This window comes from Amycolatopsis decaplanina DSM 44594, from assembly GCF_000342005.1.
Classification (GTDB): domain Bacteria; phylum Actinomycetota; class Actinomycetes; order Mycobacteriales; family Pseudonocardiaceae; genus Amycolatopsis; species Amycolatopsis decaplanina.
Window position 1 is genome coordinate 117,192 of record NZ_AOHO01000063.1, and the last position, 15,033, is coordinate 132,224.

Sequence of the window (15,033 nt, forward strand, 5' to 3'; positions counted from 1 at the left end):
CTGCCCCCTAGTCGTTCTTGTTCGTCCAGCCCGGAACAAGACAGGCCGGGCGCGGCACCAATCTTGGCACGCGCCCGGCCCGCTCGTGGTGACTACTCGCCGATCACCGGCGGTGCGGTGAGTTCGTCGGTTCCGAAGATCTCGTTGGGATCGTCGCCGACGAGGAACTTGGAGCTGCGCTCCTCGTCCTCGCCGCCCTTCCCCCTGGCGCCACCGGCTCCCATACCGCCCATCCCGCCCATCATTCCGCCCGCGCCGCGACCCGCTCCCGAACCGGAACCACCCGCGCCGCCGCCCATGCCCGCGCCGCCCATCGCACCCGCGTTGCCGGGCATGGCCGCGCCACTCCCGCCGCCGGGGCCGAAGCCGCCGCCGGGACCGAAACCTCCGTCCGGGCCGAAACCGCCCGCACCGGGGATGTCGGTGCCGCCGAAGCCGCCGCCACCGCCTCCGCCACCACCAGGACCGAAGCCGCCGGCGCCGGGGATCTTCGGCGGGGTGTAACCGGACGCGTTCGTCCCGTCGTCCCAGGACGGCGGCTTGTAGTTGCTGCCGGGGATGTTCGGGTTGTACTGCCCGCCGGGCAGGTTCGACCCCGGCAGATTCGACCCGGGAAGATTCGAGCCCGGCAGATTGCTGCCCGGAAGGTTCGAGCCCGGCGTGCCGATACCCGGCATGTTCGAACCGGGGATGTTCGGACTGGGGACGTTCGGCATACCGCCGGGCGGCATCGAACCGGGCGGCGTCGAGATGCCCGGCATGCCGTTGTTCCCGTTCCGGTCGCCCTGGCCGCCGCCGTCCTTGTCCTTGCCGTCGCCCTTGCCGCCGTTGACGTCGACGTTCGTGTTCTGCCCCTCCATTTTGTTGTAGGTGGGCATCTTCTTGCCGTTCTCGGAACTGGCCTTGAAGTACTCGTTGAACGCGTCGACGTTCGCTTGACCCTTTTGGTTGTAGTCCCGGATCGCGCGGTCGGTGTCGGTGGTCCACGGGGTGACGGAGTTGAGCAGGTTGTTCTTCGGCGGGTCCTTCGGGACCTGCTGCACCTTCGCCTTCACCGTGGTGAAGGCGGTGTTCTGCTCGCCGAGGTACTTGTCGGAGTCCACCAGCTTCTTGCCGGAGTCGTCCATCCACACCCGCAGCGGATGCGCGCCGGACTGCTGCGCGGCTTCGGCGCTCTTACCGGTCCAGGCGGCGTCCATCTCCTTCGACAGGTTGTCGATGGTGGTCAGCCTGTCCTGGTAACCGGCCTTGAGCCTGGTCGCCGCGGCCTGGCCCTCCTGGATCGACCCGGTACCCGGACCGGTGACGATCTTCTCCCAGATGTCGTAGCAGTCGATCTTGCGATCGCCGCCCGACGCTTCGAAGTCGCCGGATTTCGTGGTCGCCAGGTTGTAGGCCGAGTACCCGGCGATGATCGGCAGCAGGAACATCCGTCAGCCCTCCTTCAACGTCTCGATCATCGCTTCCCCCACTTTGAGCGCGACGGGACACGGATCGCTCGCGCCGGGCCCCCTGTCGTACTGCACCAGGATGTTCACGGACAGCTGGTCGGTCACGCCGACGAAGAGACCGCACTTGCCGTTCTTGCGGTGGTCGAGCGACGCGGCGTACACCGCCGGGTAGCCGGAGACCTCGGTCGGCTCGAAGTAGTCGTTGTTGGCCTTCGTGTCGTAGACGTCGCTCAGGCCGTTCTTGTTCGCGATCACCGGGCTGATGTCGATCTGGTTCAGCTTTTCGTCGGCGGCGAAGAGCGAACAGCCGGGACCCGCGCTCGTGGTCCCGCGCTCACCTTCGCCGAGCCCGAGCTCGGATCGCTTCGCCGCGGAAAGCGCGGCACAAGCGTCGCTCTCGATCGACGAGGTGTTCAGGGGATTCGACACCTTCGGCGCGGAGCCGGACGAGCCGCTCGACGCGCTCGGGGAACCGGCCCCGGTCGTGTAGGAAGGCTCCGAAGAGGCGGTGCCGGTCTTGGTGCCCGAACAGCCGGCGACCAGCGCGCCGGCCGCGACGAGAAGAATGAGGGAACGGCGCATCACACGGCCTTGTGCTTGTTCAGCGAAGCCTGCGTCTCGGCTTCGTTCGTGGCGATCTTCTGCTTGGCGGCGGTCAGCTGATCGATGTAGTTCTGGACGTAGTCCTGCATTTTCTGGTTCTGCTCCAGAAACGCCTTGCCCGAGGGGTTCGCCAGCTTCTCCCAGTCGCCGCTCGCGAACTCCTTGCCCGGCGCCTTGACGTTCGCCATCAGGTTGGCGTCGCGGTAGTCCTTCTTGAGCTCGACCTGCAGATCGGTCCACTTCTTGATGATGCCGTCGATCTTGTCCTTGTCGAAGGTGAACCCGCCGCCACCCCCGCCCGACGTCGGCTTGTCAGGATTGGCAGGTGCGGACACCGTGACCTTCTCCTGCCGGTTCTGCTCGGCGTTGCTGTCGTAAGCCATTGGTTCCAGATCCCCTTTTGAGTCCCCGTGCCTCGACGTCGAGTCTCGATAATGCCGTGATCCCCAGTCAAGCCTAAGACGTGGCCCGGCCGGGCGGGGTTCCGAGGACAGCACGGAAAGCGAAAGGGCGGGACCTCCCCGCGATGGAGACGTCCCGCCCTTTGCCGAAGCGGTGTTACTTGGCCTTGACCTCGAGCCGCACGTCGACGCGGACGTCGGGGTGCAGACGGGCACCGACCGAGTGCTTGCCCACGGTCTTGATGTGGTCCTTCAGCTCGATGACGCGCTTGTCGAGCAGCGGGCCACCGGCGGCCTTGATCGCATCCACGATCTCGGCGGTGGTGATCGAACCGAAGAGCTTCTTCGAGCCCTCGGCCGCCTTGCCGCTCAGCTGGATGGCGCCGAGGCCCTCCAGGGTCGCCTTGATCTCCTTGGCGTGGTCGAGGTCGCGGATGCGACGGCTCTCCTGCGCCCGCTTGATCGTGCGCACGTTCTTCTCCGCGCCCTTGGTGGCCACGATGGCGTAGCCGCGGGGGAGCAGGTAGTTGCGTGCGTAGCCGTCCTTGACCTCGACGATGTCGCCGGGCCCACCGAGGTTGGCGACGTCGGTGGTGAGAATGATCTTCGCCATTGACGTGCCTCCTTAGCGTGCGGTCGAGGTGTAGGGCAGCAGCGCCATCTCGCGGGAGTTCTTGACCGCGATGGCGATGTCACGCTGGTGCTGGCTGCAGTTGCCGGTCACGCGACGGGCACGGATCTTCCCGCGGTCGGAGATGTACTTCCGAAGCAGGTTGGTGTCCTTGTAGTCGATGTTCTCCGGGCGGCCCTTCTTCTCGGCCTTGCAGAACACGCAGACCTTCTTCTTGGGCTTGCGGATGGGTGGCTTGGCCACGGTATTACTCCTGGATTTCTACGTAGTGGTTGTCTCGAGGCGTCTCGCGGAGCTCTCGCCCGCGGGGGAGCGCCTGATCAGAAGGGCGGCTCGTCGGAGAAACCGCCGCCACCGCCGCCACCGGCGGGCGGGGCGGAACCCCACGGGTCGTCGGCGGGCGGGCCGGACTGGCCACCGCCGCCGCCACCACCGAAGCCGCCGCCACCGCCACCGGTGCCACGGCTGACCTTGTTCACCTTGGCGGTGGCGTAGCGCAGCGAGGGGCCGATCTCATCGACCTCGAGCTCGACGACCGTGCGCTTCTCGCCTTCCTTGGTCTCGAAAGACCGCTGCTTGAGGCGCCCCTGCACGACGACACGCGCGCCACGCGTCAGCGACTCGGCGACGTTCTCGGCCGCCTGGCGCCAGATGTTGCAGCGCAGGAACAGGGCCTCGCCGTCCTTCCACTCGCCGGACTGACGGTCCAGCGTGCGCGGGGTGGACGCGACGGTGAAGTTCGCGACCGCCGCACCGGAAGGGGTGAAGCGAAGCTCCGGGTCGGACGTGAGGTTGCCGATCACCGTGATGACGGTGTCTCCAGCCATCGGGAAAGTCCTTCGGCTCAGGCCTTGGCGGCGACGGTCGCGGCGCGCTTGATCTCGCGGCGCATGACCTTGGTGCGGAGCACGGTCTCCTGCAGCGAGAGCTGACGGTCCAGCTCCTTGACCGCTTCCGAAGTCGAGTTCAGGTCGAGGAGCGCGTAGATGCCCTCGGCGTGCTTCTTGATCTCGTAGGACAGCCGGCGGCGGCCCCAGACGTCGACCTTCTCCACGCTTCCGCCCGAAGTGCGGATCACGTTGAGGAAGTTGTCCAGGGTCGGGGCCACCGTACGCTCGTCGAGCGTGGGGTCCAGGATGACCATTACCTCGTAATGGCGTGACACAACCACTCACCTCCTATGGGCTCGCGGCCACGGACTGTCCGTGGCAGGAGGGTTTGTCCAGGTAAGCGTACCTGGCGGCTTCGGGCGTTCCCGATCGGGCGTCAGGAGACGCGGCGCAGGACCCAGGTGCGGACCAGCGCGGCGGTCACGCCGGCGAGCACGAGCACCGCGAGCACCATCGGCAGCTGGACGTCGCCGCCGGGCATGCCGTCGGTCGCGAGCGCTTCGGCGTTGCCCGCGTTGCGGACGTCGGGACCCTGCCCGGCCTGTCCCTCGGTGCCGTACTGCGGGGCACCCTCGCCGGGGAGCGGGCTGTTGGCCGGGTAGCGCACGCCCGGCGCCACCGCGACACCCGGCTGCGCGACCGGAAGGTTGCCGTAGTCGCGCGGCGGGGCGTAACCGGTGCCGTTGCTGCCGCCGGACAGCAGGTTCGTGCTCGACGGAGCACCGTTGGTCGCTCCGCCGGTGCCGCCCTGCTGCGGGGCGGTGGTACCCGGGACCGGCAGGGCCGGGGCGACGTAGTTCGTCGCGACCGTGGTCAGGCCGCAGCTGCCGGCGACCTTGTGCTCGATGGAGTCGAGGGTCTTCTCGGGGTTGAGGCCGAGGCCCCAGGATTTGGTGTCCTTGACCGCCTGACGCACGGCCGCGCCGATCGCCTTGCCGTCGACCGAACCGCCCGCGGCGTTCGGGACCGCGCCGACGTTGATGGTGTTGACCTTCGCGATGTCGTTCGCGGCGACGTCGTAGAGGGCGAGCGTGCCGGCCTCCCGCGCGCCCGCCCGCACCAGTTCCTTGACCGAGGTGCCGGTGATCGCGACGGTGTCGCCCATCCCGCCGTTCACGGTGCCGCCGCACGCGTTCGCCAGTGTGGTGGCCGCCGAGGCGGTGCCCGCCGTCAGGAGCGCGCCACCGGTGACCATGGTCGCGAGTGCGGTGACGGTGAGCGCCTTGCGGGTGGTCTGCCAGATGGTGGTCTTCCGCACGAGCGCGATCCTCCGGGTCGGTGGGGGCGTAAAGCAGTGCATCAGGTTTTCACCAGCGGGAAAAACACTGCCAACGGGGATAACGAGGGAGTGACCAGAAAGATACTAGGCGGTAGGACTAACTTGTAGCGGCCATTCGGCGGAGGACCCAGGTGCGGACCAGCCCCGCGCTGACTCCGGAGAGTGCCAAAACGGCGATCAGCAGCGGCAGTTTCCCGTCCTGAGTGAATCCGTCGCTCACGTTCGGTAGCGCTTCGGCCTGTCCCGCGTTCTGGACGTCCGGGTTCCCGCTCTGGTTTTCGGTCGTCACGCCGAACTGCGGCGCGTAACCCGGGATCTGGCCGCCGTACCGGAGACCGGGCGACGGGCTGAAGAGACCGGCCATCGCCATCGGGATCGAGCTGTAGTCGCGCATCGGGGCGTAGCCTGTGCTGACGCCCCACGGCAGGCTGCCGAAGTTCGGGGTGAAGGTGCCGGGCAGCAGCGGGCTGTTCGCCGCCGGGATGCCGCCCGCCGGAGTGCCGCCCTGCGCGGGAGCACCCGGTCCGCCTGTCTGCGGGCCGCCGCTGCCGGGTGTTCCGGGGGCTGGTTTGCCCGGCTGGGGCTGGGTTCCGGGGGCGGGCTTGCCGCCGCCGGTCAAGGCCTGGGTGGTGCCGGTGACGGCGCCGTTCAGCGCTTCCGCGGCGGGTTCGCCGACGACCGGGACCGGCGCGACGACGGTGTTCACCACGGTCACCGTCACCTTGCAGACCGTGCCGAGCAGCGCGTTGATCGTGCCCGTGAGCACCCCCGAGACCGTCCCGGCCTGGCCGAGGTTGAGCGGAATGCCGAGTAACGGGGTCGTGCCGAGGATCGTGTCGCCGGTCTTCGCGGTCACCGATCCACCGCAGACGGCGGTCTTGGTCTCGGCGGCGGCGGCCGTGCCAGGCATGGCGAGGGCGGCCGAGCCCGCGAGAATGAAGGCCGACGCACCCAGGGCGGTCGCCCTCCGTGTCCGTTCGCGCATGCCTTCGACTCCTCCGTCGTCGGGGTCACCTACCCGCACAACGACGCTAATGGAGACGAGTAACGCCCGCTCACTCGAAGAGGTCAGGCATTCGAGTGGAAGCGGGCGTCACGGACGGTGAAAATCAGGCGGGCTTACCCCGCAACCAAGCGCGGACCAGAGCCGCGGCGACGACGGCCAGCGCCAGCACCGCGAGCAGCAGCGGCAGCTTGGCCGGGGCGACGGGCGCCTGGACGGCTTGGGCGTTGCCGGTGTCCCTCTCGTCGACGGTGGGCGGCGGCACCTCGCCGGGGATGATCTCGGTGATCACCGGTGCCTGGACGAAGTTGCCGGGGAGCAGTGCCGCGTTGCTGATCACGCCGGCGATCGAGTCGCCGCCGATGCCGGTGGAGGAACCCGGGCCGGTTTCGACCGGGAGTTCGCTGCCCGGACCGCCGGGCTGGCCCGGCTTCGGGGGCTCGGGCTGGGGGTTCGGCGGCTCGGGCTCCGGCTCAGGGGCAGGGTTCGGCGGGTCGATGATCTGCGGGGGGTCGATCACGCGCTGCGGGAGGTCACCGACCGCGTTCACCACGCCCTGCGCGGGCTTGCAGACGCCCTGCGCGACGAGGTCTCCGACCGCGTTGTCGGTGAGTCCGGTCGTCTTGACCAGATCGCCGACCGGCAACGAGAGCAGTGGCTTCCGGCCCTCGGCGGTCTTGGCCTTCGAATCCAAACCGATCGTCGCGACTTCGGGCGAGCCGAGCGGAGCGGCCGCGTCGAGAACGAGGCCGTTGGAGGACTTCCCGTTCTGCAGCGTCGATCCGCAATCGCCGGAAAGGGTCGGGCTCGGTTCCTCGGCGGCCGTCGCGGTCATCGGGAACGCTAGTCCGGCCGTGACCGAAAGCGCGAAACCCCAAGCCGTGATCCGCCCGGCAGTCTTCCCCATCGAGTTCGTCCTCCGCCCCTCGAGACCCAACGCGGTTCTAACGGAACGCGCTCACGCTACCCCACGAGCGTGACCATCCGGTCCGCGCCGGGGGAAAACCGGCGAGGGTAATTCCGCCGTCCTCCCCGCCACCACCCTCAACGGAGGAGCTTCGCTCCGCGTAGATTCCTCCAACATGAAAATCGGTGCCCATGTCCGCGACGACGATCCGCTGGCCGCGGTCGCCGAACGCGAGGCCGAGGTCCTCCAGTTCTTCCTTTCCGACCCGCAGGGCTGGAAAGCTCCCAAACCCCACCCGCACGGCGAAGCGATCAAAGAATCGCCGGTCGAGGTGTTCATCCACTCGCCGTACCTGATCAATGTGGCGTCGATGAACAACCGCATCCGCATCCCGTCGCGGAAGAACGTCACGCAGCACGCGAACGGCGCCGCCGAAATCGGCGCGAAAGGTCTCGTCGTGCACGGCGGCCACGTCGGTTCCGCGGAAGACGTCGAAGAAGGCCTCGTCAACTGGCGCAAGCTTTTCGAGCGTGAACAGGAAAAGGGCGGCTTCGCCGTGCCGATCCTGATCGAGAACACCGCGGGCGGCGACAACGCGATGACCCGTGACCTCGACACGATCGCCCGGCTCTGGGACAAGGTCGGCGAATTCGGCGCGGGTTTCTGTTTCGACACCTGCCACGCGTACGCGGCGGGCTGGGATCTGACCGAGGCGGTCAAGAAGGTCAAGGCCATCACCGGACGGATCGACCTGGTGCACCTCAACAACTCGCGTGACGAGTTCGGTTCCACGCGGGACCGGCACGCCAACGTCGTCGGCGGCGACGGCACGATCGATCCCGAGGTGCTGGCCGCGGTCGCGGCCGAGGCGGGCGCGCCCGTGGTCGTCGAGACCCCGGCCGACGGTCAGGCCGCTGACATCGCCTACATCCGGGAGCGCGTCGCCTCCGCCTGACGCCCCTCCCCGCAATTAGTCACCTACTTGCCCCCGATCGCGTCCCCGCACCGGAAGGCGCCCAGGCAAGTAGGTGACCAATTGCGTCAGTCGTGGTGCTTGACCCTCTCGCCACGGGAGGGTCGAGCCTGGTCGCATGAAGAATCGGACCGTGTACCGGGCGGAGGACGGCGAGCACGTCGGTTACGTCGTCCCCGCGCCGGAAACCCGTTGGCAGGCACTGACCGTTTTCGGCTACCCGCTCGGCGGGCCCGCCGCTTTCGACGACTCCGTCGCGTTGCTGGAGGCCGAGGGGCTGGCCGTTCTCGCCGAGCGCTGGGCGGTCAAACACGGCGAGGACTGGTTCAGCTGCCGTCTGGTCGAAACCTCACCCGAAGCCGTCGTCGTGTGGATCGACGACTTCGGGGCCGAGGACTTCGGCAAGCACGTCAGGCTGGAGCGTCCTGGGCCTGAGGTGTTGAAGCGCGTTTGACCGTGCGTACATCGGGGGCGCCGTCGAGGAAACCGCCGATCGGATCGTCGTCCCCGGCGAGGCGGACCGGGTCTGTGCGCGGCTGGTGGATGTCGCGGATCACCAGCGCGCACAGGCCGATCACCGCCAGGTCGCGGACCACGACGGTGCCGAGGAACCAGTCTTCGGGCAGGCCTTTGTTGTCGACGCCGAGGTAGTACATCATCCGCGGCGCCCACACCAGCGCGTCGAGGACCATCCAGCCGAGCAGCAATCGCCAGCGCGGGATCGCGAGCACCGCCAGCGGCACCAGCCACAGTGAGTACTGCGGGCTCCACACCTTGTTGGTCAGCAGGAACGCGGCGACCACGAGGAAGGCCAGCTGGCCGAGCCGCGGACGGCGCGGTGCCTTCAGCGTGACGTACCCGATGCCGGCGCAGGCGGCGAGGAACAGCACCGCGACGACGGCGTTGAGCACGACCGGTGTCTGGCCCGTGGCGAGTTTCCCGTCGAAACCGGCCCAGCCGGACAGGTGGGAGATCACGTTGTAGACCGAGTCCGGGTCCATCGGGCGCACCGTGTTGAGCCGGAAGAACTCCCACCAGCCGGTCGGCGCGGCGAGCGCGAACGGGACGTTGACCACCACGAACGTCGCCACGGCGAGTCCGGCGGTGAGCGCCCACTGTTTGACCTTGCCCGCGCGCAGGCACAGGAAGAACAGCGGGATGAGCAGGAGCAGCGGATACAGCTTCGCCGCCGCGCCGAGGCCGAGCAGGAAGCCCGCGACCTCGGGCCTTCGCCGGGCCCACGCGAGCAGCGCGGTCGCGGTGAACGCGGTCGCGATGGCGTCGAAGTTGGTGAAGACGTGTACCAGCGCCAGCGGCGAGATCGCCACCAGCACCGCGTCCCACGGACGGCGTTTCAGCGATCGGCCGGTCGCCCACACCGTGACGAGCCAGGCCAGGGCGAGCCAGAGCGCCGAGATGTCGAAGTAGACGGCGACCGGGAGCGCGCCGGGCAGCCAGCCCGATTCCGCGACCGAGAGCCAGGCTTCGGTGAGCTTCGCGTTGATCCACTGGAACAGCCCGGTCGCGACCGGGTACTCCATGTACCGCGTCGTCTCCTTCGCCGTGCCCGCGTCCTCGGTCCACGAAGTCACGTACGGGAAGGTGTCCGGATCGTTCAGCCTCTCGGAGCTGTAGAGCGGGATGATGTCCGAGTAGCACATCGCGACGAACGGGCGGCCCGCCCGCCAGTCGAGCTGGTGGGTCCCGGAGTCGTCGGTGTACTGCTGGATGCAGGATGCCTTGCCGAACCACGAGAGCAGCAGCGCGAGGCAGGCCAGCAGCAGCCCGACCCGCTGCGGTGACCAGAACCAGTGCCGCCCCACGGCCGCGTGCTCGCCGAGCGGCCCGCCGATCGGCCGGGAGGCCGCGGCCACGAGCGGTTCGTTCCAGCTCGGGATGACCCGCTCGCCGGGGGTGAGGGAGAGCGGCGCCTCGGGCTGGGTCGTCTGGTCGGACACGTGGCGGATGTTAGCGCTTAACCGGGTGACCATCCGGTGATGTCGCCGCTGTCGTAGAACCCGGCCAGCACTTCGGCCGCCGCGCCGAACGCGACGACGTCGTCGCCCATCTCGTCGAGATCGACCTGGATCCGTTGCCAGTGCGGCAAAGGCAGCAGTTCCCGCAGTCGCGCGGCGACGGTGTCGCGGTACACCTCGGGTTCCGCGCGGACCGCACGCCCGGTCAGTACGACACGCTCGAGGTCGAGGACCTGGACGAGGTCGGCGAGGCCGATCCCCAGCAGGCCTGCCGCCTCTTCCGTGGTCGCCGCCGCGTTGTGCAGCACCTCGACGCAGCCACGGCGGCCGCACGCGCAGCGCGGTCCGTCGAAGGCGAGCGTCGTGTGCCCGAATTCGCCCGCGTTGGTCCGCGGCCCGCGGTACAGCCTGCCGTCGATCAGCAGGCCGACGCCGATCCCGGTACCGACGAGCACGACGGCGGTCGCGGCCCGGTCGCCCTCCGGCCAGTGCTGGGCGAAGGCGGCGGCGTTGGTGTTCTTGTCGAGCCGCACGGGCAGCCCGGTGCGTTTCGCGAGCAGTTCGCGCAAGGGGACGTGGTGCCAGCCCGGCATGTTCGTGGCGTCCCGGACCACTCCTTCGAGGTGATCGAGCGGGCCGACGCTGCCGACGCCGAGGCCGAGGACACGTTCACGTTCGACACCGTCGAGTAGCGCTTCGGTCGCTTCGCCGAGGGCGGCGACGGCCTGGCCGGGGGTGAATCCCGGGGACAGCGGCCCGCCGCGCGACGCGATGATCTTCCCGGTCAGGCCGGTCATGACCACCCGGAAGGAGTCCCGGTCGAGCTGGGCACCGAGTGCGTGCCGGGCGTCCGCGCGGACGCGCAGCAGGGTGCGCGGTTTGCCGACGCCGGACGCGGGCTGGCGTTCCTCGTCCAGCAGGCCGGCTTCGAGCAGTTCGGGGACGATCTTCGAGACGGCCTGCTGGGTGAGCCGGGTGCGTTCGGCGAGTTCGACGCGGCTGAGGCCGCCCGCGCGCAGGATGTGCGTGAGCAGCAGTGTCCGATTGTGCTGGCGCAGGCCGCGCAGATTGACCCCGGTCTCCGGCATAGCGCGCATCCTGCCATGGCTGGCTGATTACGCAACACTGTTGTTTAATGGGACCATGGCTGACTTGCGAGTGGGGATCTTCGGATACGGCACCGGCGGACGCGTCTTCCACGCTCCGCTGGTCGACGCGACACCCGGGCTGACCCCGGCCGCCATCGTCACCTCGAATCCGGACCGGGTCGGGCAGGCCAGTGCCGACTATCCGGCCGCCGACGTGCTGCCGGACGCGGACGCGTTGTTCGCGAAGGCCGGCGAACTGGACCTCGTCGTCATCAGCACGCCGAACCGCACGCACGTCCCGCTCGCGCTTCGGGCGATCGAGGCAGGCCTGCCCGTCGTCGTCGACAAGCCCTTCGCGCCGACAGCGGCCGAAGCGGCCAAGGTCGTCGAAGCTGCGAAGGCCAAGGGCGTCGGACTGACGGTGTTCCAGAACCGCCGGTTCGACTCGGACTTCCTCACCGTCCGGAAGGTCCTCGACGCGGGCCGCCTCGGCGACGTCTTCCGCTTCGAGTCACGCTACGACCGCTGGGTGCCGAAGCCGCGCGACAACTGGCGTGAGTTCGGCGACCCCGCCGAAGCGGGCGGGCTCCTCTACGACCTCGGCGCGCACATCGTCGACCAGGCGCTGCAGCTGTTCGGCCCCGTCGTCGAGGTCTACGCGGAGGTCGACAGGCGCCGCGCCGGGGTGTCGGTCGACGACGACGCCTTCGTCGCCCTCCATCACGCCAACGGTGTGCGCTCGCACCTGTGGGCGTCCGCGCTCGCGGGCACGCGGAACCCGCGATTCCGCGTGCTCGGAGACAAGGCGACCTTCACGAAGTACGGCCTCGACGTCCAGGAGCCGCAGATCAAGGACGGGCTGCGGCCCGGCGACCCCGGCTGGGCCGTCGAGCCGCCGTCGGACGCCGGTGTGCTCGGCGTGAACGACGACGTCGAAACCGTGCCCACCGAGGTCGGCCGCTACGAGGACTTCTACGCGCAGGTGCGCGACGCGCTGCTCGGCAAGGGTGATTTCCCGGTCGATCCCGCCTCCGCCGTCGAGGCGCTCCGGGTCATCGAAGCCGCTCACCTTTCGGGTGCCGAACGGCGCGTCGTCACCCTCTGACCTGGGGCTGAAGGGGGCTTTCCCCTCATCAGACGAAGCGAAAGGGCCCTTTCAGCTCACGGAGCTATCCGCTGGCGCCTCTGCCCCCGCCACCTCGGCCAGGACCGTTACCGCCCGCTTCGCCGTTGTTCTCACTCGACGACGGCGGGTTCTTCGAGCTCGACGGCGGGTCCTCTTCGTTCTGCGAAGACGACGAGCCGGTCGACGGACCCGTGGACGGTGTGCCGGTCTCGTTCCCGTCGTCGTTCTCGTCCGGCGGGGTCTGCGTCGACGGGACGGTGTTGTTGTCGTCCCCGCCGATGATCTTGACCTTGTCGAAGCGCTCCCCCGGCTTGCCGTTCAGGTACAGCGAGAGGAACTTCTGCCAGATCGGCCCCGCGATCGTCGAACCGAAGATCGCCTTGCCGTTCTTGCCCTTCAGCGCCTTGTCGCCGTCGCCGCCGACCCACACCGAGACGGAGATCGACGGCGTGTAGCCGACCATCCAGGTCTGCGAGTTGGAGTCCTTCGCCGACGCGGGCTCGCCCGAGCGGTAGGTGTGCTGCTGGGTTCCCGTCTTGCCCGCGCATTCGTGGCCGTTGGGGCACTTGAGCTTCGAGAACGGGATGACGCCCTTGAGCGACTCGGTGACGTTGCCGGCGATCTGCTTGCTCTTGTCGGCGTCGTCGGAGAAGGCCGGTTTCGCCTCCTCCGGGGCCGAGTACGCGGCCTCGTCCTGCGAGTTGGTCACCTTGACGATGAAGTGCTTGTCCCGCCGCTGGCCCTCGGCCGCGAAGGTCGCGTACGCGGCGGCCATGTCCTCCGGGCTGATGACCGTCTTGCCACCGCCGAGCGCGATGTTGTAGTCACCGGTGAACAGTTCGGCGGTGCCGTCGGGGGCGGTCTTGACCCCGGCGTCCTTGGCCGCCTGCGCCACGGGCCCGGTCTTGGTGACGTTGGCGACCATGTCGTAGAAGACCGTGTTCGCCGAGCGCTGCATCGCCTCGGACACCGTGCACTGCTGAGAGCAGGTGCTGCCGGGACCGGCGTTCCGGATCGTCTGTTTCCCGAACTGCCGGTTGTTGGACCCGTCGAACGTCGAATTGATGCCGCCCTTGCCCAGTTGCAGGTACGCGGTGAGGTCGAACGGCTTCATCGAGGACCCGGGGTTCTGCGGCGTGGTCGCCCAGTCGCGGCCCTTGAGGTCCTGGCCGTTGGGTCCCTTCACGATGGTCGGACCGCCGTAGTACGCCTTCACCCCGCCGGTCTTGGGGTCGACCGCGACGAGCGCGTTGAGCAGGTTCTCGTCGGTCTGACCCTTCATCCCGTCGGCGACCGCCTGCTCGGCCGCGGCCTGCGCCTTCGGGTCGATGGTCGTGTAGACCTTGTAGCCGCCCGTGTAATAGACGTCGTCGGTGATGCCGTTCGCGGCCAGTTCTTCCTTGACCTTGTCGCGGATGAACGGGTTCACCACGCCGGCCTGCTGCTTGTCGGCCTGCGGGATCGGCGTCGGGAACTGCAGGTTCGCGCGGTCCGCGGCGGACAGGAAATTGTTCTGCACCATGCGGTTCAGCGCGACGTTCCAGCGTTCGTTCGCGACCTTCGGGTTCTCCGAACGGCCCGGCTGCTGGATGAGCCCCGCGAGAAGTGCCGCCTCCGACGCGTTCAACTCACCGGCGGGCTTGCCGAAGAACGACTGCGCGGCCGATTCGATCCCATACGCGCCGCGTCCGAAGTAGATGATGTTCAGGTACGCCGAGATGATGTCCTTCTTCTCGTACGTCTGGTTCATCTTGAAGGACTTGGCGAGCTCGGTCCATTTACGGGCGAGCGACGATTCGTCGTCCCCGCTGGCGACCTTGATGTACTGCTGGGAGATGGTCGAACCACCGCCCTTGCCCGCGGTCACCTGGTTGTAGACCGCGCGCAGGATGCCGCCGATGTCGAAACCGGAGTTGGTCTCGAAGGAGGCGTCCTCGGTGGCGATCACGGCCTTCTTGACGATGTCCGGGATCTGTTCCGGCGTCAGGATCTGCCGGTTGCCGCCCTTGGGGACGTCCTTGCCCATCTCGGTGTTGTCGGCGTAGTAGTACGTCACCGCCTGGCCCTGCGTGGCCGCGACGGCCTGCGGCGACGGCACGTCGACGCTGAAGTAGGTGATCACGAACGCGATCGCCGGGATGACGACGAACAGGCAGAACAGCGCGAGCAGCACCCGGCGGATGCGTCTCCACCGGCGCTTCTTGCGCTGCGCCGGGGTGAGGATCGGCTTCCCGTTCTCGTCGGTCTCAGGGCCGTACTGCTCGTCTTCGTACGGCTCGTCGTAGCCGCGATCAGTGGTTCCGTTGTGCTCGTGATGCGTGATGAGGTCCGGCTCGTGCTGTGGCGCGACCCGCGGTCGCTGCGGACGCTGCGGCGGCGGCTGCTGCTGGGGCGGGCCCTGCCGTTGCCACGGCGCCTGACCGGGACCCTGTCGCTGCCCGTATCCCGGGGGCGGTCCTCCGGCGGGGCGGCGGGGCGGTCCGGCCGGGCGTTGCGGACGACGTGCGGGGTCAGGGTCCTGACCTGGCCATCCGCCGTGGGGATCGTCGTTCACTGGGACGTCCTCCGAACCTTTCGTGGGCGAGCGCGGTCCTGCGGTCGCAGGTCTCCTTCTACTTGAGACGTATCGGATCGGTTCAGGTTCACCGATGCGACGAAAAAAAGGTGCGCCGGGCACCCGCCCGGCACACCTTCTTCACGCGTTC

Annotated in this window: 16 protein-coding genes; 3 read left to right on the forward strand and 13 right to left on the reverse strand. The window is 68.5% G+C overall.

Going from position 1 to position 15,033, the window contains the following annotated elements:
* Positions 1 to 92 precede the first annotated feature (92 nt).
* The 10 genes from H074_RS22245 to H074_RS22290 form a co-directional block, all read right to left on the reverse strand.
* On the reverse strand, positions 93 to 1,430 hold the full coding sequence (locus tag H074_RS22245) for a PPE domain-containing protein (protein ID WP_007032315.1): 1,338 nt from the start codon (positions 1,428 to 1,430) through the stop codon (positions 93 to 95).
* 3 nt (positions 1,431 to 1,433) lie between these two features.
* Entirely contained in the window at positions 1,434 to 2,033 is a 600-nt protein-coding gene (locus tag H074_RS22250; RefSeq protein ID WP_007032316.1) for a DUF3558 domain-containing protein, read from the reverse strand.
* On the reverse strand, positions 2,033 to 2,437 hold the full coding sequence (locus H074_RS22255) for a hypothetical protein (protein WP_007032317.1): 405 nt from the start codon (positions 2,435 to 2,437) through the stop codon (positions 2,033 to 2,035). The genes H074_RS22250 and H074_RS22255 overlap by 1 nt, the downstream gene beginning before the upstream one ends.
* Positions 2,438 to 2,612: 175 nt before the next feature.
* Positions 2,613 to 3,068 (reverse strand): 50S ribosomal protein L9, encoded by a 456-nt coding sequence (gene rplI, locus H074_RS22260; RefSeq protein WP_005168124.1) that lies wholly within the window; start codon positions 3,066 to 3,068, stop codon positions 2,613 to 2,615.
* Between the two features lie 12 nt (positions 3,069 to 3,080).
* Positions 3,081 to 3,329 (reverse strand): 30S ribosomal protein S18, encoded by a 249-nt coding sequence (rpsR, locus tag H074_RS22265; RefSeq protein ID WP_005168122.1) that lies wholly within the window; start codon positions 3,327 to 3,329, stop codon positions 3,081 to 3,083.
* Positions 3,330 to 3,406: 77 nt separating this feature from the next.
* Complete coding sequence (locus tag H074_RS22270) at positions 3,407 to 3,913, reverse strand: single-stranded DNA-binding protein (RefSeq protein ID WP_007032318.1); 507 nt, start codon at positions 3,911 to 3,913, stop codon at positions 3,407 to 3,409.
* A 17-nt stretch (positions 3,914 to 3,930) separates the two neighbouring features.
* On the reverse strand, positions 3,931 to 4,251 hold the full coding sequence (gene rpsF, locus H074_RS22275) for a 30S ribosomal protein S6 (protein ID WP_200865803.1): 321 nt from the start codon (positions 4,249 to 4,251) through the stop codon (positions 3,931 to 3,933).
* Positions 4,252 to 4,352: 101 nt separating this feature from the next.
* Positions 4,353 to 5,234 carry a hypothetical protein gene (locus tag H074_RS22280; RefSeq protein WP_007032320.1) on the reverse strand — a complete coding sequence of 294 codons (882 nt, stop codon included), beginning with the start codon at positions 5,232 to 5,234 and terminating at the stop codon, positions 4,353 to 4,355.
* Between the two features lie 118 nt (positions 5,235 to 5,352).
* Positions 5,353 to 6,240 (reverse strand): hypothetical protein, encoded by an 888-nt coding sequence (locus H074_RS22285; RefSeq protein ID WP_007032321.1) that lies wholly within the window; start codon positions 6,238 to 6,240, stop codon positions 5,353 to 5,355.
* A gap of 124 nt (positions 6,241 to 6,364) precedes the next feature.
* Positions 6,365 to 7,165, reverse strand: a complete 801-nt coding sequence (locus H074_RS22290; RefSeq protein WP_007032322.1) for a hypothetical protein — start codon at positions 7,163 to 7,165, stop codon at positions 6,365 to 6,367.
* Between the two features lie 175 nt (positions 7,166 to 7,340).
* Here H074_RS22290 and H074_RS22295 point away from each other — a divergent pair, with 175 nt between their 5' ends.
* Together H074_RS22295 and H074_RS22300 are read left to right on the forward strand one after the other, a co-directional pair.
* Entirely contained in the window at positions 7,341 to 8,120 is a 780-nt protein-coding gene (locus H074_RS22295; RefSeq protein WP_007032323.1) for a deoxyribonuclease IV, read from the forward strand.
* A 136-nt stretch (positions 8,121 to 8,256) separates the two neighbouring features.
* On the forward strand, positions 8,257 to 8,592 hold the full coding sequence (locus H074_RS22300; RefSeq protein WP_007032324.1) for a hypothetical protein: 336 nt from the start codon (positions 8,257 to 8,259) through the stop codon (positions 8,590 to 8,592).
* Here H074_RS22300 and H074_RS22305 read toward each other — a convergent pair.
* A complete protein-coding gene (locus H074_RS22305) occupies positions 8,549 to 10,096 on the reverse strand; it encodes a glycosyltransferase family 87 protein (RefSeq protein WP_007032325.1) in 1,548 nt (515 codons plus the stop codon). The genes H074_RS22300 and H074_RS22305 overlap by 44 nt on opposite strands.
* Before the next feature lie 17 nt (positions 10,097 to 10,113).
* Positions 10,114 to 11,202, reverse strand: coding sequence for an ROK family transcriptional regulator (locus H074_RS22310; protein WP_007032326.1), 1,089 nt, complete (start codon positions 11,200 to 11,202; stop codon positions 10,114 to 10,116).
* A gap of 70 nt (positions 11,203 to 11,272) precedes the next feature.
* On the opposite strand from H074_RS22310, the gene H074_RS22315 reads away from it, so the two are divergent.
* On the forward strand, positions 11,273 to 12,307 hold the full coding sequence (locus H074_RS22315; RefSeq protein WP_007032327.1) for a Gfo/Idh/MocA family oxidoreductase: 1,035 nt from the start codon (positions 11,273 to 11,275) through the stop codon (positions 12,305 to 12,307).
* A gap of 64 nt (positions 12,308 to 12,371) precedes the next feature.
* On the opposite strand, the gene H074_RS22320 is transcribed toward H074_RS22315, so the two are convergent.
* Positions 12,372 to 14,882: a transglycosylase domain-containing protein gene (locus H074_RS22320; protein ID WP_007032328.1), complete on the reverse strand. Its 2,511-nt coding sequence runs from the start codon at positions 14,880 to 14,882 to the stop codon at positions 12,372 to 12,374.
* Between the last annotated feature and the right edge of the window lie 151 nt (positions 14,883 to 15,033).